Genomic DNA, 26,273 nt, shown 5'->3' on the forward strand with positions numbered 1-26,273 from the left:
GGACGGAACCCGGCCGGCGTGGAGGGTTACAGCTTGATCAGCGTGCTCTTCAGCTCGGTGTATTTCTCCAGCGCGTGCAGCGATTTGTCGCGGCCGTTGCCGGACTGCTTGTAGCCGCCGAAGGGGAAGTTCATGTCGCCGCCCTCGTCATAGCAGTTCACCCACACGGTGCCGGCGCGCAGGCGGCGCGACACCTGGTGGGCGGTGCTGACGTTGGAGGTCCACACCGCGGCCGCCAGGCCGTAGGCGGTGTCGTTGGCGATGCGGATGGCGTCGTCCAGCTCGCTGAAGGTGATCACCGACAGCACCGGTCCGAAGATCTCCTCGCGGCAGATGGTCAGGTCGTCGCTCGGGCAGTCGAAGGCGGTGGGCTCGATGAACAGGCCCTTGTCGGTGTGCACGGCCTTGCCGCCCAACAGCAGGTTGGCGCCTTCGCTCAGACCCTTGTCGATGTAGTTCAGCACCTTGCGGTACTGGATCTCGTCGACGATGGCGCCCATGCTGGTGGCCGGATCGAGCGGATCGCCGGGGAAGAAGCCGGCGGCGGCTTTCTTGAACTCCTCGAGGAAGCGCTCCTTGATGTCCTTGTGCACCAGCACGCGGGAGCCAGCGGTGCAGACCTCGCCCATATTGTAGAAGATGCCGCTGGCGGCGGAACGCGCGGCGCGGGCCAGGTCCGGGCAGTCCGGCAGGATGATGTTGGGCGACTTGCCGCCCAGCTCCAGCCACGCCCGCTTCAGATTGGACTGGGCGGCGTAGCCGGCGATCAGCTTGCCCACATTGGTGGAGCCGGTGAAGGCGACGCAGTCGACGTCCATGTGCAGCGCCAGCAGGCGGCCGGTGTCGCCGGCGCCGGGCAGCACCTGGAAGATGCCGTCCGGGATGCCGGCCTGTTTGGCCAGCGCGGCGACGCGGATCGCGGTCAGCGGCGATTTCTCCGACGGCTTGACGATGACGGCGTTGCCGGCGGCCAGCGCCGGGCCGAATTTCCAGCTCGCCATCAGGATCGGGAAGTTCCACGGCACCACCGCGGCCACCACGCCTATCGGCTCGCGGGTCACCAGGCCGACCAGCTTGGGATCTACCGGCACCACTTCGCCGCCCACCTTGTCTATCGCCTCGGCGAACCATTCCACGCAGTAGGCGGAGGCCGGAACGTCGACGGCGGTGGTGTCGCCGATGGGTTTGCCGGCGTCCAGCGTTTCCAGCAGCGACAGCTCGTCCTCATGTTCGCGGATCAGCGCGGCGAAGCGCTTGAGCACGGCGGCGCGCTTGAGCGGCGCGAGTTCGGACCAAACGCCGGATTCGAACGCGCGGCGGGCGGCCTTGACCGCGGCCTCCACGTCGGCTTCGCCGCAGTGGGCGATCTCGGCCAGCTTGGCGCCGTTGGCGGGGTTGACGCAATCGAAGCGCTTGCCCTCGGCGGCGTCGCGGTATTCGCCATTCACGAAGGCGCGGCCTTCAATCTTCAGTTCTGCTGCAAGTTGCTTCCATTCGGCGTGACTGCGGGCCATGCTGCTCTCCTCGTCGAGTGATGTTGTTGAGCGGAATTAAGCTTTCAGGCTGAAACGGGACTGCAAAGTTCGATCAGCGCGCCGTCGGGCGCGCGCACGTAGGACACGGTCTGTCCCCAGGGTTTTGTCTTCGGCGGCGACAGCTCGGCCGCGCCGTGGGCCAGCGCTTTCGCGTGGGCGGCTTCCACATCGCCGGTGACCAGGCCGATCTCCATGCCCAGCGGCCTGGTGGATTCATTGGCGCGGACGTGGCCGTCGGGGAGATTGCCGGCGGCCAGCTCATGCTGGGCGAAGGACAGCGTGGTTTCGCCGGTGTCCAACTCGCCGTAAGTTTCGGATTCGTGCAGGAATTTGCGCTTGAAGCCGAAGGCGGATTCGAAGAAGCGCAGCGAAGCCGGCACATCCGGCACGTAAATAATGGTGTAAGCCAGCTTCAAGACGTTTCCTCTATTCAGAATGTGGGCGGCGAGCTGGCGCTCACCACCTCGCAGATGTCGTCGCCGACATTGCGGAAGCGGTGCGGCAGCTTGCTGTCGAAGTAGTAGGCGTCGCCCGGGCCCAGCACCCGGCTCTCGCTGCCCACCGTCACCTCTATGCTGCCGCGGATGATCACGCCGCCTTCCTGGCCTTCGTGCTCCAGCATGTCCGGGCCGGTGTCGGCGCCGGGCAGGTAGCGTTCGCGCAAGATGGCGATGTCGCGCTTGTCGTGCGCGGTGCCCACCAGCATCAGGTTGATGTCCTCGTTGCCGAGGTTGGGCAGCTCGTCCGCCTGGTAGAACACGCGCGGCTGCGCCGGCTCGGCGTCGAAAGTGAAGAATTCTGCCAGGGTTATCGGCAGTCCTTCCAGCACCTTCTTGAGGGAACTGACCGAAGGGCTTACCCGGTTCTGCTCGATCAGGGAGATGGTGCCGTTGGTGACGCCCGCGCGTTTGGCCAGCTCTCTTTGTGACAATCCGAACCGCGTTCTGACCATTCTCAAGCGTGCGCCGACATCCATTCTTCCTGCTCCATCAGTATGTTAATAATTTTAGACAACTGCGGCATTGTAGCGCGATAGAAGGCAAATGTGCTTGCTGCGTCGCAAAATCGAATATCTTTGCAACGGCCAGATTTTATAGTCAGAATCAAGTTGAAAGGGCAAGCGCGATGTGAATTTTCTTAAACGGCGTTTGTCTGCCTGTGCAGGGCAAAAACCAGTTGGAGACGACTATGTTGATCGGCGTTCCGAAGGAAATCAAAAACCATGAGTACCGCGTGGGTCTGACCCCGTCCGGTGTCCGCGAGCTGGTGGCGAATGGGCACAAGGTACTGGTGCAGACCCACGCGGGTCTCGCGATCGGCTTTACCGACGAGCAATACATCCAGGCCGGCGCGTCTATCGCCTCCAACGCGGAAGAGGTGTTCGAGCGCGCCGACATGATCGTCAAGGTCAAGGAGCCGCAGCCGGTGGAGTGCCGGATGCTGCGCCCGGGCCAGATTCTTTTCACTTACCTGCACCTGGCGCCGGACCCGGAGCAGACCAAGCTGCTGATCGAGTCCGACTCGGTGGCCATCGCCTACGAAACCGTCACCGACGAGCGCGGCGGCCTGCCGCTGCTGGCGCCGATGTCCGAAGTGGCCGGCCGGATGGCGATCCAGGCCGGCGCGCACGCGCTGGAAAAGGCGCAGGGCGGCCGCGGCGTGCTGCTGGGCGGCGTGCCCGGCGTGGCGCCGGCCAAGGTGGTGGTGATAGGCGGCGGGGTGGTGGGGCTGAACGCCGCGCGGATGGCGATGGGCGCAGGCGCCGACGTCGCCATCCTCGATAAATCGCTGGCCCGGCTCAAAGAGATAGACATGGTGTTCGGCGGCCGCATCAAGACCCTGATGTCCAACGGCGCCAACATCGACGACAGCATCCGCGACGCCGACCTGGTGATCGGCGCGGTGCTGATTCCCGGCGCGGCCGCGCCCAAGCTGGTGACGCGCGCGATGCTGAAGACGATGAAGCCGGGCGCGGTGCTGGTGGACGTGGCGATAGACCAGGGCGGCTGTTTCGAGACTAGCCGGGCCACCACCCACCAGGACCCGATCTACACCGTGGACGGCATCGTCCACTACTGCGTGGCCAATATGCCGGGCGGCGTCGCCCGCACCTCAACCCAGGCGTTGACCAACGCCACGCTGCCGTACACGCTTGAGCTGGCCAACAAAGGCTGGCGCCAGGCGCTGCTGGACAACGCCCACCTGCGCAACGGACTTAACGTCTGCCGCGGACGGGTCACCTACCAGGCGGTGGCGCGGGATCTGGGCCACGCTTACGTCGATCCGATAGAGGCCATCAAGGCCGCAAGCTGATAGGAGCGCAGCAAGCCATGTCGCAAGCAATGATAGGCATCCCGTGTGATCTGAAAATGATCGGTCTGCTGCCGTTTCATGCGGTGGGCGACAAATACATTGCAGCCGCGGCCGGCGGAGCGGGCGGCCTGCCGGTGTTGATTCCGTCGCTGGGCGACGACGCGCTGCTGCGCGCCACGCTGGCGACGCTGGACGGCGTGTTGTTGCCGGGCTCGCCGTCCAATGTGGAGCCGCGCCATTACGGCGGGCCGGCCAGCCGCACGGGCACGCTGCACGATCCGCGCCGCGACGCCACCACGCTGCCTTTGATCCGCCTGGCGCTGGAAGAGGGCGTGCCGCTGCTGGGCATCTGCCGAGGCTTTCAGGAGATCAACGTCGCGCTGGGCGGGGAGCTGCACCAGCACGTGCAGGAAGAGCCGGGCCTGCGCGACCACCGCGAGGCGGAGGGCGACGACATCGCCGCGATGTACGCGCCGGCGCACCGGGTGGATTTCGTCGAAGGCGGTTTGCTGGCGGAATGGTCCGGCGCGCGCGAGGCGATGGTCAATTCGCTGCACCAGCAAGGCATCAAGCGGCTGGCGCCTAGCCTGATCGCCGAGGCGCATGCAGAGGACGGCCTGGTGGAGGCCTACCGCGTCCGCAATTCAAAGGGCTTCGCCTTCGCCGTGCAATGGCATCCGGAATGGCTGTATTGGGACAATCCGCTGTCCCAGGCCATCTTCCACGCCTTCGGCGAGGCTTGCCGGATGAGGAGGGAAAGCCGCAAGGGATGAATCCCAGCGCGCCGGACGAGGAACCCGGCGCGAGTCTCGATGACTCATAAAGTAGCACCTCCCGATCCAGAGCCGCAGCCAGCGGCCGGGGAGACCATAGAGGAAGCGTTATGAATCACCAGATCAACGAGTGGTTGCGAGAGCACCGAATCACCGAAGTCGAATGCATCGTGCCGGACATGACCGGCATCGCCCGCGGAAAGATCGTGCCCAAGGACAAGTTCGTTTCCGATCCGGAAATGCGCCTGCCCGAGGCGGTGCTGATCCAGACCGTGACCGGCGACTATCCCGACGACAGCCTGCTGGACCTGACCGACCCCGACATGGTGCTGGAGCCCGATCCGAACACGCTGCGCTACGTGCCGTGGGCGGTGGATCCGACGGCCCAGCTGATTTATGACTGCTGCCGCGCCGACGGCAGCCCGGTGGACGTGGCGCCGCGCAATGTGCTCAAGCGCGTGCTGGGCCTGTTCGACGAAATGGGTCTGGAGCCGGTGCTGGCGCCGGAGATGGAGTTCTACCTGCTGTCGCCGAATCCCGACCCCGACATCCCGCTGGCCGCGCCGATCGGCCGCACCGGCCGGGCGGAGTTCGGCCGCCGTTCTTACTCGATCGATGCGGTCAACGAGTTCGACCCGCTGTTCGAGGACATCTACGATTATTGCCACGCGCAGAATCTGGAAGTGGACACGCTGATTCATGAGATCGGCACCGCTCAGATGGAAATCAACTTCCTGCACGGCAACCCGCTGGACTTGGCCGACCAGGTGTTCCTGTTCAAGCGCACCGTGCGCGAGGCGGCGTTCCGCCACAATATGTACGCCACTTTCATGGCCAAGCCGATGGAGAACGAGCCCGGCAGCGCCATGCACATCCACCAGAGCCTGGTGGACAAGAACACCGGCCGCAACGTATTCACCAACGAGGACGGCAGCCCGTCCGACATCTTCTTCCACTTCATCGCCGGCCTGCAGAAATACGTGCCGCAGACCATGCCGCTGTTCGCTCCCTACGTGAACTCATTCCGTCGTTTGTCTCGCTACACCGCGGCGCCGACCAATGTCGAATGGGGTTACGACAACCGCACCGTGGGCCTGCGCATCCCGCACTCGTCGCCGGCCGCGCGCCGCATCGAAAACAGGGTGCCGGGCGTGGACGTCAATCCCTACATCGCCATCGCCGCCACGCTGGCCTGCGGCTACTTGGGCATGGTGAACAAGCTGCGGCCGACCGAGCCCAGGCAGACCGACGCCTACGAGCTGCCTTACCAGTTCCCCAACAGCTCGGAAGAGTCGCTGTTGCAGCTGGCCGGCTGCAGCGAGATCGCCGAAGTGCTGGGGCCTCGCTTCGTCAAGATGTACGTGGCGATGAAGGAAAAGGAGTTCGCCGAGTATTTCCGCGTGATCAGTCCGTGGGAGCGCAAGTTCCTGCTGCTGCACGTGTGATGCGCGGATCATCCGCGCAAGGTTAGAATCGCGGAACAGACAGGACAAACGAATAGAACGACGCCGCAGGCGCAGGAGGGGCGGGCAAGGTCCCGCCCCGTCGGAGAAAACTGGAAGGAAGTGTTATGCAGAAGCAACGTACGACCAGCCAATGGCGCGAACTGGATGCCGCCCATCACCTGCATCCGTTTACCGATACCGCATCGCTGAACCAGGCGGGCGCGCGCGTGATGACGCGCGGAGAAGGCATCTATCTTTGGGATTCGGACGGCAACAAGATCATCGACGGCATGGCCGGCCTGTGGTGCGTGAACGTCGGCTACGGCCGCAAGGATTTCGCCGAGGTGGCGCGCCGCCAGATGGAAGAGCTGCCGTTCTACAACACCTTCTTCAAGACCACCCATCCGGCGGTGGTCGAGCTGTCCAGCCTGCTGGCCGAAGTGACGCCCGCCGGCTTCGAGCACGTGTTTTACACCAACTCCGGCTCCGAGTCGGTGGACACCATGATCCGCATGGTGCGCCGCTACTGGGACGTGCAGGGCAAGCCGGAGAAGAAGACGCTGATCGGCCGTTGGAACGGCTATCACGGCTCCACCATCGGCGGCGCCAGCCTGGGCGGCATGAAGTACATGCACGAGCAGGGCGATCTGCCGATTCCGGGCATGGCCCACATCGAGCAGCCGTGGTGGTACAAGCACGGCAAGGACATGACGCCGGACGAATTCGGCGTGGTGGCCGCGCGCTGGCTGGACGAGAGGATCCAGGAGATCGGCGCCGACAAGGTGGCCGCTTTTGTCGCCGAACCCATCCAGGGCGCCGGCGGGGTGATCATTCCGCCGGCCACCTACTGGCCGGAAATCGAGCGCATCTGCCGTAAGCACGATGTGTTGATTGTGGCGGACGAAGTGATCTGCGGTTTCGGCCGCACCGGCGAATGGTTCGGCCATCAGCATTTCGGCTTCCAGCCTGACCTGTTCACCGCGGCCAAGGGCTTGTCGTCGGGCTACTTGCCGATCGGCGCGGTGTTCGTCGGCAAGCGTGTGGCGGAAGGCCTGGTGGCCGGCGGCGACTTCAACCACGGCTTCACCTATTCCGGCCATCCGGTATGCGCCGCGGTGGCGCACGCCAATGTGGTGGCGCTGCGCGACGAGGGCATCGTCCAGCGCGTCAAGGACGATATCGGTCCTTACATGCAGAAGCGCTGGCGCGAGACCTTCAGCCAGTTCGAGCACGTGGACGACGTGCGCGGCGTCGGCCTGATCCAGGCCTTCACGCTGGTGAAGAACAAGGCGAAGCGCGAGCTGTTCCCCGATTTCGGCGAAGTCGGCACGCTGTGCCGCGACATCTTCTTCCGCAACAACCTGATCATGCGCGCTTGCGGCGACCATATCGTATGTTCGCCGCCGCTGGTGATGACGCGAGCCGAAGTGGATGAAATGCTGGGGGTGGCGGCGCGTTGCCTGGCCGAGTTCGAGCAGGCGCTGAAGGCGCGCGGACTGGCCTAGCGCCGGCTATGCTGGTGTGGGGGCGGCCTCGCCCCCGCCTTTTTTGCAGGGAATGAAGCGGGTTGATACAATTCCACCCGCTTTTTCTATTATTTCTATAATGAATTGCAAAAAGGCATGCTGTAATACAAATAACGGCATGAGGCAATAAAACAAATACAGGACTTGGCGCATGTTCGTCGCAATCGGGTATCTCATCATTCTGGGCTCGGTGCTTGGGGGCTTCATCGCCGCGGGGGGCCATGTCGCCGCGCTGATGCAACCGCTGGAGGTCGTGATGATCGCCGGCGCGGCCATCGGCGCTTTCGTCGTCGCCAATGGCGGCGCGCCGCTGAAGGCCACCACCAAGGCGCTTCCCACCGTGTTCAAGGGCAGTTCCTATGGCAAGGCCTTCTACATGGATCTGTTTTCCCTGCTGTTCGAGATCCTGACCAAGGTGCGCAAGGAAGGCCTGATGTCGATCGAAGCCGATGTTGAAAATCCCGAATCCAGCCCGGTTTTCTCCAAGTACCCTACGGTCATGCATGACCACCATGTGGTCGAGTTCATTTGCGACTACCTGCGGCTGATGGTCGGCGGCAACCTCAACGCCTTCGAGATCGAGAACCTGATGGACGTCGAGATCGAAACCCACCACCACGAGGGCGAAGTGCCGGTGTCGGCGGTCAAGGGACTGGCCGACGGCCTGCCGGCCTTCGGTATCGTGGCCGCGGTGATGGGCGTGGTCCACACGATGGAATCGGTGGGCGCGCCGCCGTCCGAGCTAGGCATGCTGATCGCGCACGCGCTGGTGGGCACCTTCCTCGGTATTTTGCTCGCCTACGGTTTCGTCGGTCCGCTGGGCACCATTCTGGAGCACAAGCTGGCCGAAGGCACCCGCGTCTACCAGACGATCAAGGTGACGCTGCTGGCCAGCCTGAACGGCTACGCGCCGCAGGTGGCGGTGGAGTTCGGCCGCAAGGCGCTGTCCTCGATGGACCGCCCGTCGTTCAAGGAGCTGGAAGATCACGTCAAGCAGAAGAAATAAGCCGGGCAGGGGACAGAAATGGCCGATGAATCGCAACGACCGATAATCGTCAAGAAAATCAAAAAGGGGGGGCACGGCCATCACGGCGGCGCCTGGAAAATCGCCTATGCCGACTTCGTGACGGCGATGATGGCGTTCTTCCTGTTGATGTGGCTGCTGGGGTCCGCGTCGCAAGGCACCTTGAGCGGGATTTCCGAATACTTCAAGACGCCGCTGAAAGTCGCCATGTCCGGCGGCGCGGGCGCGGGCGACGCCACCTCGGTGGTCAAGGGCGGCGGCAACGATCTGACCAAGCAGGCCGGCCAGGTGAACAAGGCCGGCGCCAAGCAGGAAGAAATCATGCAGAAGCAGAAGGAGCAGGCCAGCCTGAACCAACTGCAGCAGAAAATCCAGCAGACCATAGACCAGAGCGATCTGTTCAAGCAGTACAAGAACCAGCTGAAGCTGGAAATGACGCCGGAAGGGCTGAAGATCCAGATCGTCGACGAGCAGAACCGGCCGATGTTCGATTCCGGCAGCTCGCGCATGCTGCCGCATACCCGGGTGCTGCTGCAGCAGCTGGCTTCGGAGCTGAATCAGCTGCCCAACAGGATCAGCATTTCCGGCCATACCGACGCCAAGCCTTTCGCCGGCGGCCAAGGCGGCTACAGCAACTGGGAGCTGTCGGCCGACCGGGCCAACACCGCCCGCCGCGAGCTGGTGGCCGGAGGCCTCTCCGAGAACAAGATCCTGCGCGTGGTGGGCCTGTCGTCCGCCAATCCGCTGATCAAGAGCGATGTGTTCAGCCCGGAGAACCGCCGCATCACCATCGTGGTGCTGAACAAGGACGCCGAGTCGTCGATACTCAACGACGGCTTCAAGCCGCAGATGAACCAGGAAGTGATAGGCGGGCCGCAGCAAGGCGGCGAAGCGGCTCCGCAGCCGAACGAGCCCTGAGCGGATGAGGCGGCTGCGCCATCCGCTGCTTCAACTGCTCGCCTGTGTCGGCGCCTGGGTTTTCATCGCGCCGGCTTTGCATTTATTGCCCTGGGCCGCGCTGCAGGGGCTGTTGGCGGGCTTGTGCGCCGTCGTCTTGCGTTTGCCGGGCTGGCAGCGCCTCGCGCATGGATTGTTCGTGCCGGCGGTGGCGCTGGCCAGCCAGGCTGGCGTCGCGCCGGGCTGGTATCTGGCGGCGTTGCTGCTGACGCTGGCGCTGGGGCGCAACGCGCTGGTTGAACGGGTGCCGCTTTACCGTTCCGCGGTCGCGGTGGCGGAACGGCTGGCCGAGCGGCTGGCCGGCGGCGTGTCGTTGCTCGAGGCAGGCTGCGGCGATGGCCGGCTGGCGCTGCTGCTGGCCTTGCGCCGACCGGACCTGAACATGCGCGCGCTGGAAAACGCCGTGGGCAGCTGGCTGCTGGCGCGCTGGCGCTGGCGGCGGGCGGGAAGCCCGAACCGGCTGGCGTTCGCCTGCCGCAATTTTTGGAGCGAGGATTGGGGGAGGTATGACGCGATTTACGTGTTCTTGTCGCCGGAGCCCATGCCTAGGGTCTGGAGCAAGTTCGTTGCCGAGGGCCGGCCCGGCAGCCTGCTCATCAGCAACACCTTTTCCGTGCCCGGCATCGAGCCGGACGAATGCATTCCTCTCGACGGCCCTTTGCAAAAAGAACTATTGATCTGGCACCATCCAAATGGACCTCGATAACTGGACCAAGACCATCGCGGAACGGCGGTGGCCGATTCTGCCCGACACGCTGTTGGAGCTGCGCGACGCTTGCGCCCGCCACAGCGACCTGATCAACTTCACCGACCTGGCCAATCTCTGCCTGTCCGATCCTTTCCTGCTGCTGGATCTGTTCCGGGTGGTGGGCAATTCGCGCGCGCTGCAGCGCAACGAGAGCATCCCCGCGGTGGAGCAGACGCTGCTGCTGATGGGGCTGGAGGCGGTGGTGGCGCGTTTCAACCGCATCGAGCCGCTGGACGCCGCCGAGGGCAAGCTGGACGACGATGTTTACGAAGCGGTTGGCGACTGGATGGCGCGCAGCCGGGTGGCGGCCTTGATCGTCAAGGAATGGCTGTCCATCATGGGCGACCTGAAAGTGGAGGACTGTTTCGTCTCCGCGCTGCTGTACAACCTGCCGGCCTGCATCTACATGATTCAGCGCAACCGCTTGCCGGACAAGCCGCTGCTGCAGGAGATGTCCGAGGCGTTCGACGCCGATTACGGCAAGATCCTGCAATCCTTCGTGAAGCACATGCCGCTGCCGAGCGGATTCAACACGCTGCTGGGGCCCGGCGTGCCCAACAAGCGGCGCCAGTTGCTGAAGCTGGCCATCGCCACGGCGAACTCGCTGGATCATGGCATCGAGCGCAGCACCTGGCTGGTGGGCGTGGACACCGCGGCCAAGATGATCAATTGCATGCCGGAGATGGCCTACAACGCCGTGGTGCACGCCGCGCTCAAGGTCGCGAAGCGCCCGCATGTCGTCGGGTATACCTTCCCGGCGCGCGCGCTGCTGCTGCTGACCGACAACGGCAAGAAGCCGGAAATGAAGAAGGCTCAGGCGCTGTCCGACGCCGACCAGCTTGAGAATGCGATTCGGGAGTCGATACGCTTCCTGGCCAACGATCTGAAGTTCGAACGCGTGCTGTACTACCATTACGAGCACGATCTGCACGCGCTGAAGCTGCGCTACCAGGTAGGCGTGGAGGCGGACAGCCCGCTGCGCAAGCTCCAGGTGGAGCTGGAACCGGGCAGCTTCTTCGGCGTATTCACCGGCAAGCCGCAAAGCTTCCACGCGCCGTCCGATGTGCGCCAGCAGCTAAGCCGGCGTTATGAGGACGAATTCTTCCAGCACATCGGCGACGGCGAATTCGCGCTGATGACCTTGTTCGGCGGACACAGGCTCGGCGGCGTGTTCTATGTCGACAACGCGCGCACCGGCCGCGCGATAGACGACGCAACCTACCATCGCTTCAAGGATCTGATCAGCCGCCTGGTCCAGCATTGATGCAAGAAGGCGCGGGGGCGGGTAAACTCTGCCCCTCCGCTTAGCGCCGCATCGGCAGAATCGACATGCATCACATCTCCAAGACCATCACGTCTCCCCACAACGACGAAGTCAAGGCGCTGGCCAGATTGGTCCAGCACAGCCGCGACCGCCGCAAGGAAGGCGTGATGGTGTTGGAGGGCATCCACCTGGCCGAATCCTGCCTGCAGGCGGGCGGCATCTTGTCGCGGGTCTATCTGAACGAGGCGATGGCCGGCAAGCCGGAAGTGCAGAGGCTGCTGGCTGGCTTGCCCGCCGGGTGCGCGGTGATCGCGATGCCTGAAGCGGTGATGGCCAAGGTGACCGCGCTGTCCAGCGCCGGCGAGCTGCTGGCGCTGAGCCCGCGTCCACGGCCCGCGCCGCCGTCGGCGGCAGCCGCCCGGGTGCTGCTGGAAGACATCCAGGACCCGGGAAATCTGGGGACCATCCTGCGCACGGCCGCCGCGGCCGGCGTGTACGACGTCTTCCTGTCCAAGGGCTGCGTGGATGTGTTCTCTCCGAAGGTGCTGCGCGCCGGCATGGGCGCGCATTTCGCGCTGCGCATACACGAGCACGCCGACCTCGCCGATGAGCTGCGCCGCTTCGGCGGACGTCGGCTGGTCACGCATCTGGAGGGATCCAGCTCCTTGTACGGTCATGATTTGACGGGGCCGGTGGCCTTCGTGTTCGGCAACGAGGGCGCAGGCGTCAGCGACGCGCTGCTGGCGCTGGCGGACGCGCGCATCCGCATTCCGATGCCCGGCCACGCGGAGTCGCTGAACGTGGCGATGGCGGCGACGGTTTGCTTGTTCGAGCGGGTGCGGCAGCAGGAACGCCCGGCCTGACACGGCGTCGGTCGCGCTCCGCTTGCTTTCATGTCCGGCCGGCAGGCCGGCTCAGTCCAGAGGGATGAACACCTCGCCGCGCATTAGCGGGCGCGCGGTGCGGGTCAGCACCACCTCATCCACTTTCCAGCCCAGCGAGTCCAGGCCCAGCACGGCTTCCAATGTCAGCCGGCCGCTGGGGTGGCTGAAGGTCAGCGGCATGCCGCGCACCGGCCCGCCGGCCAGTTCGGCCGGCAGCGTGCCCTCGGTCGCGCAGGCGCAGGCGAGCGCGATGGCGTCGGTGCCGGGATAGGCGGGATGCAGCTTGCCCATCGACAGCGCGCGGGCGTGCAGCGCGCAGTCCGGATCGCCGTCCGGCGACAGGAAGCTGATCTTGGGCGTGGCCGGATATTCGCGTCCGGCGGCGAAGATGTCATCGGCCAGGCCGATGGCCACCGTGGCGGCGGCGCGCGCCATCTCCAGCCGGCGCATGATGGCGGGATCGATCTCGGCGGCCGTTTCACGGCCCTTGAGGCCGAAATCACGGGCGCGGACGAACAGGGTGGGGTTGCCGGCGTCTATCAGCGTGGCATCCACCTGGCTGCCATCGGGCAGCTTCAGCTTGTCCATCAGCATGCCGGTGGGAAACATCTCGCTGCAGTCGCCGGCGGGATCCAGATAGCGCAGCCGGATGGGTGCGCCGGGAAAGGCGACGCCATCGATGCGGAAGTCGCCCTGCCAGACGGCCTGGCCTTCGAATATTTCCAGTTCGGCCAGAATGCGCTTGCCTACGTTGGCCTGCCAGATGGCGATGGTGGCGACGCCGTCTTCCGGCCGCGCCAGCTTCTCCATCACCGCGAACAGCGGCACGGCGGCGGCGAGGTTGCCGCAATTGCCGGACCAGTCTATCCGCGCCTCGTCGGTGAATACGTGGCCGAACAGCGCGTCCACGTCGCAATCGTCGCGGCGGGAAGGGCTGACGATCACCACCTTGCTGGAGCGGGTGGTGCCGTTGCCCAGGCCGTCGGTTTGCCTGCCATAAGGATCGGGGCTGCCGATCGCCCGCAACAGCAAGCTTTGCCATTGCTCGGTGTCGTCGGGCAGCGCGTCGGCCCGGATGAACAGGCCCTTGCTGGTGCCGCCGCGCATCAGCGTGGCGGGAAGGCGATAGTCATTGTCCATCAGTCCTCCTCCCATTCCTCCTTGCACTTGGAGATGACGGCGATGCGGGCGGCGTCTATCGTGGCCGGGATGGCGGCCTTGTCGGCGCAGCCGGCGGCTATGGCGCCGGCATCAATTTGCAGCGTAGCAGCCAGTTGCGCGCGCAGGTAGTCCTTTTGCGGGTAGGGCGCATTTTCGAAGCTCAGCCGGCCGCGGGCGTCGGCCAGGCAGGCGTCCAGCATCTGCAGGAAGCGCTCGGGCCGGCGCAGCGCGTCGCAGTCCTTGAGCAGGCGCAGCACGGTTTCCGGTTTCAATTCCAGCGCCCGGTGGACCTTGGTGTGATGCACCATGGTGATGTGGGCGAGGTCGCGGCAATCGTTGGGCACGCGCAGCCGGCGGCACAGTTCCGACAGCGGCGCGATGCCGCCTTCCTCGTGGCCGATGTGGCGCGGCAGCACGTCGGCCGGCGTCAGCGCCTTGCCCAGATCGTGCCCCAGCGCGGCGAAGCGCACGGCCAGCGGCTGGCCGGCCGCCGCGGCGTAGTCGAGCACCCGCATCACGTGGTCGCCGCAATCTATCTCGGGGTGATAGTCGGCGCGTTGCGGCACCCCGAACAGCGCTTCCACCTCGGGCAGGATGCGCGCCAGCGCGCCGCACTCGCGCAGCGTCAGGAACATCCGCGACGGTTTATCTTCCATCAGCCCCTTGGCCAGCTCCTGCCACACCCGCTCAGCGACCAGCGCGTCGGCCTCGCCGTCGTCCACCATCTGCCGCATCAGCGCCATGGTTTCCGGCGCGACCGCGAAGTCGAAGCGGGCGGCGAAGCGCGCCAGCCGCAGGATGCGCACCGGGTCTTCGGCGAAAGCCGGGCTGACGTGGCGCAGCAGGCGCGCCTTCAGGTCTTCCTGGCCGCCGTAGGGGTCGGTCAGGCTGCCGTCGGCCGCCTCGGCGATGGCGTTGATGGTCAGGTCGCGCCGGGCTAGATCCTCTACCAGCGTCACATCGGGCGAGGTGTGGAAGGTGAAGCCGTGGTAGCCTCTGGCCACCTTGCGCTCGGTGCGGGCCAGCGCGTATTCCTCATGGGTTTCCGGGTGCAGAAACACCGGGAAGTCCTTGCCCACCGGGCGGTAGCCCTGCGCCAGCATGTCATCCGGGGTGGCGCCCACCACCACCCAATCCCGGTCCTTGACCGGGAGGTTCAGCAAGCGGTCGCGCACGGCGCCGCCGACGATGTAGATTTCCATCTCAGCGCACCGCCTTCGCGCGGTAGCGTGACGCGGTGTCGTTGCGGCCGCGGCCAGCCAGCCAGCCCGGCGCCAGCGCCGACAGCGCGGCGGGCTCGAAGCCCAGCAGGGCGGACGGGAAAGGCTGGTCGCTGACGTTGTCCCATTGCAGTGAGCGCACGTTGTCGCGGCTCATCAGCGTCGGGCCCGGCAGCCATTCCATCAGCGCCGCCTGCAGCATGGCCAGGTTGTCGGGCAGGCCGAGCACCGGGCGCGGATGGCCGCTGGCGCGGCCGGCCAGCCGGGCCAGATCGGCCAGGGTATGGATCTCAGGGCCGGCCAGATCCAGTTTCTTGCCTACGGTTTCCTTGCGCGCCAGGCATTCGCACGCCGCGCGGGCGACGTCTTCCACCCACACCGGAGCCATCTTGCATCCCGCGCCGGCCAGCGGCAGGATGGGCAGCAACTTTTGCAGGCCGGCGAACATATTGAGGAAGGCATCGTCGCGACCGAACACCACCGACGGACGCAATATGGTCCAGTCCAGTCCGCTGGATTCCACCGCCAGCTCGCCCAGCGCCTTGGTCTGCTGATAGTCGCTGGGCGCGTCCTGGGCGGCGCCCAAGGCGCTGATGTGCAGCAGCCGGCGCACGTTCTGCCGCCGGCAGGCGGCGACGATCTTTTCCGGCAATTGGGTGTGCGCCTTTTCAAACTGGGCGCGGCTGCCGTGCAGGATGCCGACCATGCTGACCACCGCGTCGTGGCCGGCAACCAGCCTGGCCAGTTGATCCGGGTCATGGATGTCGGCGGAGACCAGCTCGGCCGACGGCAGCACGCGGAAACCGGGCGGCGGGGCGCGGCGGCTGGCGATGGTGAGCCGGTGGCCGCGGCTGGCCAGTTGGGCTGCCAGATGGCGGCCGATGAAGCCGCTGCCGCCTATCAGGCAAATTCTCTGCGAGGTCATGTCGTTTTCCTCAGCGCGCCGGCACGATTCCCATGCGGTTTCTCAGGGAGATGTTGGCATGGCCGAAGGTGCTGGAGTAGTAGGCGGCGTTGGCCATCACCTTTTGCACGTAATCGCGCGTTTCGCTGAAGGGGATGGTTTCGGCGTAGATGGTGCCGTCCAGCGCGCGGTCGGCCTGCCAGTTGCGGGCGCGGCCGGGGCCGGCGTTGTAGGCGGCGGTGGCCATCACCTGGTTGCCGGACAGATTGTCCAGCACGTAGCGCAGATACCAGGTGCCGAGCTGGACATTGGTGTCGATGTCGTTGACCGCGAAGTGGGTGAGGCCGATCTTCTTGGCCGCCCATTTGGCGGTGGCGGGCATCAGCTGCATCAGGCCGGAGGCGCCGACGCCGGAGCGGGCCATGGTGATGAAGCGGCTTTCCTGGCGGATCAGGCCGTAGACCCAGGCATCGTCGATGTCGAGCTGGCGCGCGTATTTCTGCGTGACTTCACGGTAGGGCGTCAGGTAGCGCAGCGAGAAATCGTGTTCTTCCTTGGTGCGCTCGGCGCTGTAGATCGCCATGTCGTAGAAGTTTTCCTTGCGCGCGATCTCGGCGGCGGCCAGCAGCTCCATGTCGTTGCGGCCGCGCATCGCCCAGCGCCATTCGCGCTGCGCGTCGGTGCGGAACTCCGGCTTGGTGTAGATTTCGGCGACGTTGAGCAGCGCCAGCGAGCGGCGGACGGCAGGGTCGGCCTTCATCCGGGTGACGTCGTCGCCGCTCGGGCCGGTTTTGCTGGCGGACGCGGACAGGCTGTTGCCCAGCTCTTCCAGCGACAGCAGCGCGTAATAGTTGTGGCCGACGCTGGCCTGGCTGAACAGCGGCGCCGCTTCGGCCGGCTTGCCCTGCTGCTTCAGCGAGCGGGCCAGCCAGTAGCGCCAGGCCGGCTTGGCGGCCAGCTCCTGGGGCATGCGGCGGATGACGCCGTCCAGCTGGCTCCATTGCTCCAGCCGCAGCGCCGAGCGTGCCCACCATTCCCACTGGTCAGTGGTCAACTGGCGCGGGTCGGCTTTTTCAAACCATTGCAGCGCCTGGCCGGCCTGCTGCTTGCGGGCGGACAGCAGCGCCAGCTGGCCCCAGCCGAAGCCGGCGCGGTCGGGCGTCAGCTGGCTCTCCACGCGCGACAGCATCGCCGCCGCGCCGTTCAGATCAGTCTTGCCCTTGCGCACCGCGTCGTAGAGGATGGCTTCCTGGCCGCCCGGGGTGTCCGGGCTGGCGAGAGAGGGTTTGTTGAGCGCGGCGTTGTCTAGCGGCAACTGGGTGTCGCTGGCCAGCTGGCGCGCCTGGGTGAGGTAATTGCCGGCCAGCAGCAGGCGGGCGCGGCGCCACAGCCAGTCCTGGCTTAGCGCGCCGCGGGCATAGGCCATGTCTATCAGCCGGTTGCAGCCATCCGGCGCCGGCTTGCCTTCCAGGAACCGGTCCAGATTGCCCGGCTTTTGCCCCTGGCGCATTTGCAGCAGCTCGCCGTAGCAGCTCGATTCCTCATCGCGGCCTTCGGGCGGCAGCTTCTTCCATTCATTGGCGAAGGCGGTCCAGTCTTCGCGCAGGCCCAGCTTCTTCACCCACTCATTGCGTATCCGTTCCGGCATCAGGCCTTCCGGCGTCCGGGCCAGGAAGCGCAGCACCTGGGCGTCGTCGTTGCGGTCCAGCGCCTTCCAGGTTTGCCAGTATTCCGGATAGTCCTTCAGCGGGTAATTTTCCGGCAGTTTGTCGCCCAGGCTGGCCAGTTTGGCCAGATCGTTGGCGCGGAAGGCGTCGCGGGCGGCGAGCAGGGCGTCGTCGGGGCCGGCCAGCGCAGGCAGGGCGGCGCCCAGGGCCAGGGTCAGGCCCGCCAGGCGGATGGGAGTGGTCAAAGCTTTCATTTGCGTTCCGTCTGTTGGGGTCTCCGCGCCGACTGGCGGCGCGGCGGCGGCGGGGCGTCCCGCGCGCTCAATGCTTATTTCAATATGACAGGCCGCGGCGCGGAGCGCTCGCTTTCATGGCCCGCGTTTTCAGGCCGTCGGCGCGGCCTGGTAGAACTCGATCGGCAAACCGTCCGGATCGGCGCAGAAGAAAAAACTCGCGCCGGTGTATTCGTCCACCCTGATGCCTTCCACGCTCACGCCTTGGTCTTGCAGATGGCCGCGCATCGCTTCCGCGTCGTCGCAGGCCAGCGCCAGGTGGCGCAGGCCGCAGGCTTCCGGCCGGCTGGGGCGGGGCGGCGGGGAGGGGAAGCTGAACAGTTCGATCTGGCCGCCGCCCGGCAGCGCCAGGTCCAGTTTCCAGGACTGTCTTTCCTCGCGCCAGTTCTCGGCGATGACTTTAAAACCGAGCGCGCGGCAGTAGAAGTCGCGCGAGCGCGCGTAGTCGGAAGCGATGATGGCGACGTGGTGCAGGCCGGTGATATGCATGGCTGTTGAGGCTGGGTGTTGCCGGATGCCGCCATTTTAGCGTCGCTGCGGGCGGGCTGCCCAGCGGCGGAGATGGGCATTGAAAAAGACAATCAAAAGTCTTGTGACAATCAATTAGACGAATTTTGCCATGGCTATCAGAATGCACCGGTCGATAGCTAACAACCGCAGTCAACCCTCAAGGAGATAGCCATGCTGCAAAATCGTGAAGGCCAACGCGTACCGAACGTCACTTTCCGCATTCGTGAAAACAACGAGTGGAAGAATGTCACCTCCGCCGAGCTGTTCGACGGCAAGACCGTCGCCCTGTTCTCGCTGCCGGGCGCGTTCACCCCGACCTGCTCTTCCACCCACCTGCCACGCTTCAACGAACTGGCCCCGTCCTTCTTCGCCAACGGCGTGGACGCCATCCTGTGCGTGTCGGTCAACGACACCTTCGTGATGAACGAATGGGCCAAGGATCAGGAAGCGCAGAACATCGTGATGATCCCGGACGGCAACGGCGACTTCACCGAAGGCATGGGCATGCTGGTGGACAAGCAGGACCTGGGCTTCGGCAAGCGCAGCTGGCGCTACTCGATGCTGGTCAAGGACGGCGTGGTGGACAAGATGTTCGTCGAGCCGCAAGAGCCGGGCGATCCGTTCAAGGTGTCCGACGCCGATACCATGCTGAACTACATCAACCCGACCGCCAAGAAGCCTGACCAGGTCGTGGTGTTCACCAAGGTTGGCTGCCCGCACTGCGCCCGCGCCAAGGCCGTGCTGAGCGAAAACGGCTACGACTTCGTCGAAGTGCCGCTGGACAACAAGATCCGCGGCAAGGTGCTGGGCGCGGTGTCCGGCGCGATGACCGCTCCGCAGGTGTTCATCAACGGCGAGCTGATCGGCTCCGCCGACGAAGTGGAAAAGCGCTTCGCCAAATAAGACGTTCGACTCCGGCGGCTTCGGGCCCTGACGCCGCCGGATTTCTTGGGCCGGTACTCCTGCCGGCCGTTTTTTCCAGTAGGGATGCGGGACGGCATGTTCAATATGCGCAGCGTGCCGCGCCGCATCCCCGCCAGATAGAGGATAAGAACCATGAAAACCATCCACATCGACGTAGCCGTCATCGGCGCCGGCACCGCCGGCCTCGCCGCCTACCGCGCCGCCAAGGCCGGCGGCGCCTCCGCCCTGATCATCGAGGGCGGCCCTTACGGCACCACTTGCGCCCGCGTCGGCTGCATGCCGTCCAAGCTGCTGATCGCCGCCGCCGAGGCCGCCCATCACGCGAGCCATACCGAACTGTTCGGCGTGCATGTGGATGGCGAAGTCCGCATCGATGGCCGCGAGGTGATGGCCCGCGTCAAGAGCGAACGCGACCGTTTCGTCGGCTTCGTGGTGCGCAGCGTGGATGGCATTCCGGCTGAGGACAAGCTGCCTGGCTATGCCCATTTCGTCGACAACACCACGCTTCAAGTCGATGACCACACCATCGTCCAGGCCAAGCGGGTGGTGATCGCCACCGGCTCGTCGCCGGCCATTCCCGCGGCGTTCAAGGCTTTCGGCGACCGGCTGATCGTCAACGACGACGTGTTCGACTGGGACACGCTGCCGCAAAGCGTGGCGGTGTTCGGCCCCGGCGTGATCGGTTTGGAGCTGGGCCAGGCGCTGGCGCGGCTGGGCGTGAGGGTTAAGGTGTTCGGCGCCCGAGGCGGCGTGGGGCCGCTGAGCGATCCAGCGGTGCGCGAATACGCCCGCCAGGCATTGGCAGAGCAGTTTTACCTGGATCCGGACGCCAAGGTGCTGGAAATGGCCAGCGACAGCGATGGCGCGCGCATCCGCTACGTCAACCTGGACGGCGCGGAGGTCGAGGAGCGTTTCGACTACGTGCTGGCGGCCACCGGCCGCACGCCCAATGTCCGCGGCCTGGGGCTGGAAAACACCAGTCTGAGGCTGGATGCCGGCGGCGTGCCGCTGTTTGACGCCAAGACGCTGCAGTGCGGAGATTCTCCGGTGTTCATCGCCGGCGACGCCAACAACATCCTGCCGTTGCTGCACGAAGCGGCCGACGAGGGCAAGACGGCCGGCGCCAACGCCGCCGCCTACCCGGCGGTATCCGCCGGCTTGCGCCGCTCCACCATCGCGGTGGTGTTCTCCGATCCGCAGATGATGATGGTGGGCAGCCGCTTCGCCGATCTGCAGATGGGCAGCTTCGTCACCGGCGAGGTCAGTTTCGAAGACCAGGGCCGCAGCCGGGTGATGGGCATCAACAAAGGCCTGTTGCACGTGTACGCGGACAAGGAGACGGGCCGATTCCTGGGCGCGGAGATGATAGGCCCGCGCGCCGAGAACCTGGCCCACCTGCTGGCCTGGAGCCATCAGCAGGGTCTGACCATCGCGCAGATGCTGGACATGCCTTTCTACCATCCGGTGATAGAGGAAGGCCTGCGCACCGCGCTGCGCGACGCGGCGGCCCGCCTGGCTTGAGGCGGGACGCAATGAATGAAAAACGGGGCGAAAGCCCCGTTTTTCATTCTCCCTTCAGCAGCGCGCGCGCCCAGCTGAAGCGCTCGCGCCAGATCACCGGCGCGCGCCAGGCCAGATGGGCGGTGGCCAGGATGTTGAGCGCGGCCACGGCCAGCAGCAGCATGGAGATGCTGTCGTACCATTTCAGCATCAGCGCGCTGCCGATGGCGGCGGCCACCATGTAGAAGCCGTTGATGATGTTGTTGGCCGCCACCGCCTGCGAGCGGAAGGCGTCCGGGCTGCCGGTCTGCAGCCAGGTGTACAGCGGCACGGTGAAGAAGCCGCCGAAGAAGCCCAGCAGCGTCACGTCCACGATGGCGCGCCAGCTGCCGGCCTTGGCCAGAAACGCCGGCAGCGCAGCCAGCGGGCCGTGGTAGGACGGCATCGCGCCCAGCGCCAGATCGCCGCCGAACACCGTCATGCCGGCGCTGCCCAGCAGCACGATGCCCAGCTGCAGCTTGCCGCGCGACAGCTTGGCGCAGGCGATGGAGCCCGCGCCGATGCCGATGGAGAACAGCGCCAGCAGCAGGGTGTAGACGTCGGCGTCGCCGCCCAGGTGCAGCCGGGTGAAGGTGGGCAATTGGGTGGTGTAGACCGCGCCCATCAGCCAGAACCAGGAAATGCCGAGTATCGAGCAGCGCACGTCGTGGATGCGCCAGGCCTCGCGGATCAGCCGCACCGAGTCGCCGAGGAAGTTCCACGACAACTTCAGATGCGGCGCGCCGGGCGCGACCGAGGGCATGGTGGCGCTGCTGAAGTAGCCGAGGATGGCGACCAGCAGCAGCGCGCCGACGATCAACAGCGCGCCGCTGTGGGTGAGCAAGCTGCCGCTGAGCTGGCCCAGCAGGATGGCGAGGAAGGTGCCCATCTCGATCAGGCCGGTGCCGCCCACCAGCTCGTGCTCTTTCAGGTATTGCGGCAGCACCGAGTATTTCAGCGGGCCGAAGAAGGCCGAGTGCACGCCCATCAGGAACAGCGCGGACAGCAGGATGGCGGCGGATTTCAGCAGGAAGCCGGCGCCGGCCACCAGCATGATGACGATCTCGGCCAGCTTGATCATGCGCGCGATGCGGGCCTTGTCGTAGCGCTCGGTCAGCTTGCCGGCGCTGGCGGAAAACAGGAAGAAGGGCAGGATGAAGATGCCGGCGGCCAGATTGACCAACTGCTGCGGCGGCATGCCCATCATTTCCAGGCCATGGAAGCTGATCAGCACCACGATGGCGGTTTTCAGCATATTGTCGTTGAAGGCCCCCAAAAACTGGGTGCCGAACAAGGGCAGGAAGCGCCGGGTGGCGAAGAAGGAGAAGTCAGCTTTCACGATGGCCGGTTATGAAAAAGGCGGGAACCGCATGCTAACGGATTCCCGCCTCGCTGTCAGTCGCGGCTCAAATCAGAACAGCGACAGCCACAGGCCGCTGGCGGTGGCGGTCATGAAGCCGGTGAGGATGGACGCCGCCAGCGCGCGCATGCCGATTTGGGCCAGCTCCTGCTGACGCTCCGGCGCCAGCGCGCCGATGCCGGCCACGCAGATGCCCACCGACGACAAGTTGGAGAAGCTGGCCAGCGCGAAGGTGGAGATCATCACAGTCTGCGCGGACAGCGTGCCGGCAGCCTTCATCTTGGCCAGGTCCATGTAGGCGATGAATTCGTTGAGCACGATCTTCTGGCCCAGCAGGCTGCCGACGCCCAGCGTTTCGTTCCAGCCGATGCCCATCAGGAAGGCGAACACGCGGAACACCTGGCCCACCAGATATTGCAGCGTCAGGCCGTCGAACATGCCGTGGGTGGATGCCTGGATGGCGGCGTTGACGCCCAGCAGCTCGCCTAGGCCGTCTTTCACCAGGAAGTTGGCCAGCGCGATCAGCGCCACGATGGCCAGCAGGATGGTGGCGACGGCGGCGGCCATCTTCATGCCGTCCAGCGCGCCGGTCACCACCGCGCTGACGAAATTGCCCTCGCTCTTTTCCTTGGATGACTGCAGCTTGCTGCTGGACAGCGCTTCGGGCGTGGTTTCCGGGAACATGATCTTGCAGAACACCACCGCGCCGGCCGCGTTCATGCAGGAGGCGGTCAGCAGATAGGTGGCGAAGCGCGCCTGCTCGGCCGTGTCCGATCCGCCGAGGAAGGCGACGTAGGCCGCCAGCACGCCGCCGGACAGCGTGGACATGCCGGCGATCATGATGCAGGCCAGCTCGGAGCGAGTCATGTGGCGGATGTAGGGGCGGACCAGCAGCGGGGCTTCGGTCTGGCCGAGGAAGATGTTGGCGGCGGCCACCACGCTTTCCGGGCCGGAGATGCCCATGCTGCGCTTCATCGCCCAGGCCAGGCCGGCCACCACGCGCTGCAGGATGCCGAAATGGTAAAGCAGGGCGCTGAAGGCGGAGAAAAAGATGATCACCGGCAGCACGGTGAAGGCGAACAGGAAGCCCAGCTTGCCGCTGGGCTTGGCCAGATCGCCGAAGATGAAGCCCGCGCCGTCGCCGGCGAAGCTCAGCACCTTGGCGAAGCCGGCGCCGAAGGCGGAGACGCCGTGGTGGACGGCGGGCACGTAATTGATCAGCAGGAACAGGCCGTTCTGGATGGCGAGGCCGATCAGCACGGTGCGCCAGTTGACGGCGCGGCGGTTGGTCGAGAACAGGTAGGCGGCGGCGACGAGAAGCAGCATGCCGGCCAGTGCTTGGATGGTATTCACGGAGGCCCTTGGACTAGCGATGGGCGGCGTCTCGGCGCCCGTCCAGTCAGGGATGCCTTCCGCCGCGCCAAATCATGATTGGCTAATGCTTGAAGGCGCGGCATTTTACAGCAAAAGGCCATCTCCCTGAAAGGGAAATGGCCCGGACTTGCGCATTTTACCCGGATGGCGTGCCGGGCTTGGCGCGTCAATGCTGCGGCTTGTCGTCTTCGTGAGTGGCGTCGTCGTCCATCAGGATGCGATGGGCGGGGCCTTGCATGTCGTCGAACTGGCCGGAGCGGGTGGCCCACCAGAAAATGGCGCCGATCACGAAGACCAGCACCAGGCTGAGCGGGATGAGCAGGTAGAGGCTTTCCATCAGGGATTCCGTTTGACGAGACGCAGCGCGTTGCCGACCACCAGCAGCGAGCTAAGGGCCATGCCCAGGCTGGCCAGCCAGGGCGTGACGTGGCCCAGCATCGCCAGCGGCAGCGCGACGACATTATACCCGGCCGCCCAGATCAGGTTCTGCCGGATCACCGCCAGCGCGCGCCGGCTGATCAGCAATGCGTCGCCGATCAGGCCCAGCCGGTCGCCCATCAGCACCATGTCGCCGCTGGCGCGGGCGACGTCGGTGCCGCCGCCCATGGCGATGGACACATCGGCGCGCGCCAGCACCGGCGCGTCGTTGATGCCGTCGCCCACCATCAGCACCCGCCGTCCGCCGGCCTGCAGCGCGGCGACATAGGCGAGCTTGTCCTCCGGCGTCGCACGCGCGCGCCACTGCTTGATGCCGAGTTTGGCGGCCAGGCCCGCCACCGGGCCTTCGCCGTCGCCGCTGAGCAGGTGGACCGTCAGGCCGCGGCGGGCCAACTCGGCCACCAGCGCCGCCGCGTCGTCGCGGCAGGCGTCGCCGATGGAGAAGCGGGCCTGCACGCCGTCGGCGTCGGCCAGCAGCACCTGGGTGCAATCCGGTTGCCATTCGGCGTCTTCGTCCACCTCGCGTCCCAGCCAGGCGGCGATGAAGGGCGCGGAACCCAGCCGCCACTCGCGGCCGTCGACGAGGCCGGCCACGCCGCCGCCGGGGTGGTTGATCAGGCCCTCCGCCTGCGGCCTGTTCGCCGGCGCGGCGGACAGGATGGCCTGGGCCAGCGGGTGCTCGGAGCCTTGTTCCAGCGCGGCGGCGACGGCCAGCGCACTTTGCGCCTCCAGCGGTCCGCGGGTTTCCAGCAGCCGCATCTGGCCGTGGGTGAGGGTGCCGGTCTTGTCGAACACCGCGTCGTCGGCCTTGGCCAGCGTTTCCAGCGCGTGGCCGCGGGTGGTCAGCACGCCCAGCGAGGCCAGGCGGCCGCTGGCGGCGGTGAGCGCGGCCGGGGTGGCCAGCGACAACGCGCAGGGGCAGGAGATCACCAGCACCGCCACCATGATCCACAGCGCCCGGTCCGGGTCTATGAAATGCCAAGCCAGGTAACTGCCGGCGGCGGCCAGCAGCAGCAGCGCGACGAACCAGCTGGCGAAGCGGTCGGCCAGCACGGCCAGCCGGGGTTTTTCCGCCAGGGCCTGGTCCAGCAGCCGCACGATGCCGGCCAGCCGGGTGGACTGGCCCACTTGATCGACGCGCAGCACCAGTGGGCTGGAGGCGTTGACGCTGCCGGCGATCACCGAATCGCCCGGCGCTTTGGCGATGGGCCGGCTCTCGCCGGTGAGCAGCGATTCATTGCTGGCGCTGCGGCCATCCAGCACCACGCCGTCGGCGGGAATGGTTTCGCCGGGCTTGACCAGGATCACGTCGCCGGGGTTCAGGCCGGCCACAGTCGCCTCGCGGCTGTCTCGGCTTTGCGGCCAGCCGTCCAGCCGGTGGGCGAAGGCCGGCACCAGCTTGACCAGGCTTTCGCTGGCGGCGCCGGCCTTGCGGCGGGCGATGCTTTCCAGGTAACGGCCGCCCAAGAGCAGGAACACGAACATCGAAACCGAGTCGAAGTAGATGCCGTGCTCCACCTTGTGGATCAGCGCCCAGAAGCTGGCGGCGAAGGCGGTGAGGATGCCGATGCTGACCGGCGTGTCCATGCCGACGCGGCCGGTTTTCAGATCGCGCCAGGTGTTGCGGTAGAAAGGCAAGGCAGAGTACAGCAGCACCGGCAGCGTCAGGATGAAGCTGGACCAGTGCAGCAGCCACAGGAAATCGGGCGCGATGTCGCCGTCCGGCGCCAGGTAGACCGGCACCGCGTACATCATTACCTGCATCATCGACAGGCCGGCCACCCACAGCCGGGTCAGCGCCTGCTTGCGCTCCTTCTGCTGCAGCTTTTCCTGGCGGTCGGCGTCGTAGGGATGGGCGCGGTAGCCTATCGCCGCCACCGCCTCCAGGATGGCGGACAGTTGCGCGCGGCCATTGTCCCAGCGCACGCGGGCGCGCTGGGTGGTGTAGTTGATGTCCACCCCCAGCACGCCGGGCAGGCGGAGTATGTGCTGCTCGTTCAGCCAGATGCAGGCGGCGCAGGTGATGCCTTCCAATATCAGCGCGGCCTCGCGGACGTTTTCTGCCTCGACGCGGACAAAACTGCGCTGCAGCTCCTCGCTGTCGTATAGCTTGATCTGCTCCAGCAGCGCCTGCGGCAGCGCTTCGGCGCGGGCCGCGCCCTCGGTGCGGTGCTTGTAGTAGTCGGACAGGCCGGATTCGATGATGGTGGATGCCACCGCCTGGCAGCCGGCGCAGCAGGCGGGTTCTTCGCGCTGGCGGTATAGGATGGGGAAGCTGGCGCCGGCGGGCACCGGCAAACCGCAATGGAAACAGTTCTCGCTCATGACGTAGGATTGTAATCAAAGCCGGCGCGCAATGCTTGATCCAGCGCATGGCGGTGTTTTTCAATGCGGATTATTTCCGCGCGGAGCTT

23 protein-coding genes are annotated in these 26,273 nt (G+C 65.9%); 11 read left to right on the forward strand and 12 right to left on the reverse strand.

Going from position 1 to position 26,273, the window contains the following annotated elements:
• Positions 1-26: 26 nt before the first annotated feature.
• Genes VA599_RS00610 through VA599_RS00620 form a run of 3 tightly spaced genes read right to left on the reverse strand, consistent with a single transcriptional unit; the run spans position 27 to position 2,511 of the window.
• Complete coding sequence (locus VA599_RS00610) at positions 27-1,514, reverse strand: aldehyde dehydrogenase (RefSeq protein ID WP_346787332.1); 1,488 nt, start codon at positions 1,512-1,514, stop codon at positions 27-29.
• Between the two features lie 44 nt (positions 1,515-1,558).
• Positions 1,559-1,951, reverse strand: coding sequence for a VOC family protein (locus VA599_RS00615; RefSeq protein ID WP_346787333.1), 393 nt, complete (start codon positions 1,949-1,951; stop codon positions 1,559-1,561).
• Between the two features lie 14 nt (positions 1,952-1,965).
• A complete protein-coding gene (locus tag VA599_RS00620; protein ID WP_104946995.1) occupies positions 1,966-2,511 on the reverse strand; it encodes a cupin domain-containing protein in 546 nt (181 codons plus the stop codon).
• A 212-nt stretch (positions 2,512-2,723) separates the two neighbouring features.
• On the opposite strand from VA599_RS00620, the gene ald reads away from it, so the two are divergent.
• The 9 genes from ald to VA599_RS00665 all read left to right on the forward strand — a co-directional run bounded on the left by ald (position 2,724) and on the right by VA599_RS00665 (position 12,448).
• A complete protein-coding gene (gene ald, locus VA599_RS00625) occupies positions 2,724-3,848 on the forward strand; it encodes an alanine dehydrogenase (RefSeq protein ID WP_021478071.1) in 1,125 nt (374 codons plus the stop codon).
• A 17-nt stretch (positions 3,849-3,865) separates the two neighbouring features.
• Complete coding sequence (locus VA599_RS00630; RefSeq protein ID WP_104946996.1) at positions 3,866-4,621, forward strand: gamma-glutamyl-gamma-aminobutyrate hydrolase family protein; 756 nt, start codon at positions 3,866-3,868, stop codon at positions 4,619-4,621.
• Positions 4,622-4,731: 110 nt separating this feature from the next.
• Positions 4,732-6,066 (forward strand): glutamine synthetase family protein, encoded by a 1,335-nt coding sequence (locus VA599_RS00635; protein ID WP_021478069.1) that lies wholly within the window; start codon positions 4,732-4,734, stop codon positions 6,064-6,066.
• Between the two features lie 125 nt (positions 6,067-6,191).
• Positions 6,192-7,571, forward strand: a complete 1,380-nt coding sequence (locus VA599_RS00640; protein WP_346787334.1) for an aspartate aminotransferase family protein — start codon at positions 6,192-6,194, stop codon at positions 7,569-7,571.
• Between the two features lie 172 nt (positions 7,572-7,743).
• A complete protein-coding gene (gene motA, locus VA599_RS00645) occupies positions 7,744-8,598 on the forward strand; it encodes a flagellar motor stator protein MotA (RefSeq protein ID WP_021478067.1) in 855 nt (284 codons plus the stop codon).
• An 18-nt stretch (positions 8,599-8,616) separates the two neighbouring features.
• Positions 8,617-9,534 (forward strand): flagellar motor protein MotB, encoded by a 918-nt coding sequence (gene motB, locus VA599_RS00650; RefSeq protein ID WP_021478066.1) that lies wholly within the window; start codon positions 8,617-8,619, stop codon positions 9,532-9,534.
• 4 nt (positions 9,535-9,538) lie between these two features.
• Positions 9,539-10,279 carry an SAM-dependent methyltransferase gene (locus VA599_RS00655; RefSeq protein ID WP_346787335.1) on the forward strand — a complete coding sequence of 247 codons (741 nt, stop codon included), beginning with the start codon at positions 9,539-9,541 and terminating at the stop codon, positions 10,277-10,279.
• The gene (locus VA599_RS00660) at positions 10,266-11,585 is read left to right on the forward strand and encodes an HDOD domain-containing protein (protein WP_346787336.1); all 1,320 of its coding nucleotides are present in this window, start codon (positions 10,266-10,268) and stop codon (positions 11,583-11,585) included. Before VA599_RS00655 ends, VA599_RS00660 begins: the two co-directional genes overlap by 14 nt.
• Positions 11,586-11,650: 65 nt before the next feature.
• Positions 11,651-12,448 carry a TrmH family RNA methyltransferase gene (locus VA599_RS00665; protein ID WP_346787337.1) on the forward strand — a complete coding sequence of 266 codons (798 nt, stop codon included), beginning with the start codon at positions 11,651-11,653 and terminating at the stop codon, positions 12,446-12,448.
• 51 nt (positions 12,449-12,499) lie between these two features.
• Here VA599_RS00665 and VA599_RS00670 read toward each other — a convergent pair whose 3' ends face one another.
• The 5 genes from VA599_RS00670 to gloA2 all read right to left on the reverse strand — a co-directional run bounded on the left by VA599_RS00670 (position 12,500) and on the right by gloA2 (position 18,203).
• The gene (locus VA599_RS00670) at positions 12,500-13,609 is read right to left on the reverse strand and encodes a 2-methylaconitate cis-trans isomerase PrpF family protein (RefSeq protein ID WP_346787338.1); all 1,110 of its coding nucleotides are present in this window, start codon (positions 13,607-13,609) and stop codon (positions 12,500-12,502) included.
• The gene (locus VA599_RS00675) at positions 13,609-14,832 is read right to left on the reverse strand and encodes a multifunctional CCA addition/repair protein (RefSeq protein WP_346787339.1); all 1,224 of its coding nucleotides are present in this window, start codon (positions 14,830-14,832) and stop codon (positions 13,609-13,611) included. The genes VA599_RS00670 and VA599_RS00675 overlap by 1 nt, the downstream gene beginning before the upstream one ends.
• A 1-nt stretch (position 14,833) precedes the next feature.
• Positions 14,834-15,775, reverse strand: a complete 942-nt coding sequence (locus VA599_RS00680; protein WP_346787340.1) for a complex I NDUFA9 subunit family protein — start codon at positions 15,773-15,775, stop codon at positions 14,834-14,836.
• Positions 15,776-15,785: 10 nt separating this feature from the next.
• The gene (locus VA599_RS00685) at positions 15,786-17,675 is read right to left on the reverse strand and encodes a lytic transglycosylase domain-containing protein (RefSeq protein ID WP_346787341.1); all 1,890 of its coding nucleotides are present in this window, start codon (positions 17,673-17,675) and stop codon (positions 15,786-15,788) included.
• A gap of 129 nt (positions 17,676-17,804) precedes the next feature.
• Entirely contained in the window at positions 17,805-18,203 is a 399-nt protein-coding gene (gene gloA2, locus VA599_RS00690; RefSeq protein ID WP_021478058.1) for an SMU1112c/YaeR family gloxylase I-like metalloprotein, read from the reverse strand.
• Between the two features lie 192 nt (positions 18,204-18,395).
• On the opposite strand from gloA2, the gene VA599_RS00695 reads away from it, so the two are divergent.
• Together VA599_RS00695 and VA599_RS00700 are read left to right on the forward strand one after the other, a co-directional pair.
• Positions 18,396-19,127: a redoxin family protein gene (locus VA599_RS00695; protein ID WP_346787342.1), complete on the forward strand. Its 732-nt coding sequence runs from the start codon at positions 18,396-18,398 to the stop codon at positions 19,125-19,127.
• A gap of 153 nt (positions 19,128-19,280) precedes the next feature.
• Positions 19,281-20,669, forward strand: coding sequence for a dihydrolipoyl dehydrogenase (locus tag VA599_RS00700; protein WP_346787343.1), 1,389 nt, complete (start codon positions 19,281-19,283; stop codon positions 20,667-20,669).
• 43 nt (positions 20,670-20,712) lie between these two features.
• On the opposite strand, the gene VA599_RS00705 is transcribed toward VA599_RS00700, so the two are convergent.
• The 4 genes from VA599_RS00705 to VA599_RS00720 form a co-directional block, all read right to left on the reverse strand.
• Positions 20,713-22,026 (reverse strand): MFS transporter, encoded by a 1,314-nt coding sequence (locus VA599_RS00705; RefSeq protein ID WP_346787344.1) that lies wholly within the window; start codon positions 22,024-22,026, stop codon positions 20,713-20,715.
• A 72-nt stretch (positions 22,027-22,098) separates the two neighbouring features.
• Entirely contained in the window at positions 22,099-23,400 is a 1,302-nt protein-coding gene (locus tag VA599_RS00710; RefSeq protein WP_104947008.1) for a NupC/NupG family nucleoside CNT transporter, read from the reverse strand.
• A gap of 187 nt (positions 23,401-23,587) precedes the next feature.
• The gene (gene ccoS, locus VA599_RS00715; RefSeq protein WP_046156363.1) at positions 23,588-23,758 is read right to left on the reverse strand and encodes a cbb3-type cytochrome oxidase assembly protein CcoS; all 171 of its coding nucleotides are present in this window, start codon (positions 23,756-23,758) and stop codon (positions 23,588-23,590) included.
• Entirely contained in the window at positions 23,758-26,184 is a 2,427-nt protein-coding gene (locus tag VA599_RS00720; RefSeq protein WP_346787345.1) for a heavy metal translocating P-type ATPase, read from the reverse strand. Before VA599_RS00720 ends, ccoS begins: the two co-directional genes overlap by 1 nt.
• Positions 26,185-26,273: the final 89 nt, after the last annotated feature.

This window comes from Chromobacterium indicum, from assembly GCF_039708975.1.
GTDB classification, from domain to species: Bacteria; Pseudomonadota; Gammaproteobacteria; order Burkholderiales; family Chromobacteriaceae; genus Chromobacterium; species Chromobacterium piscinae.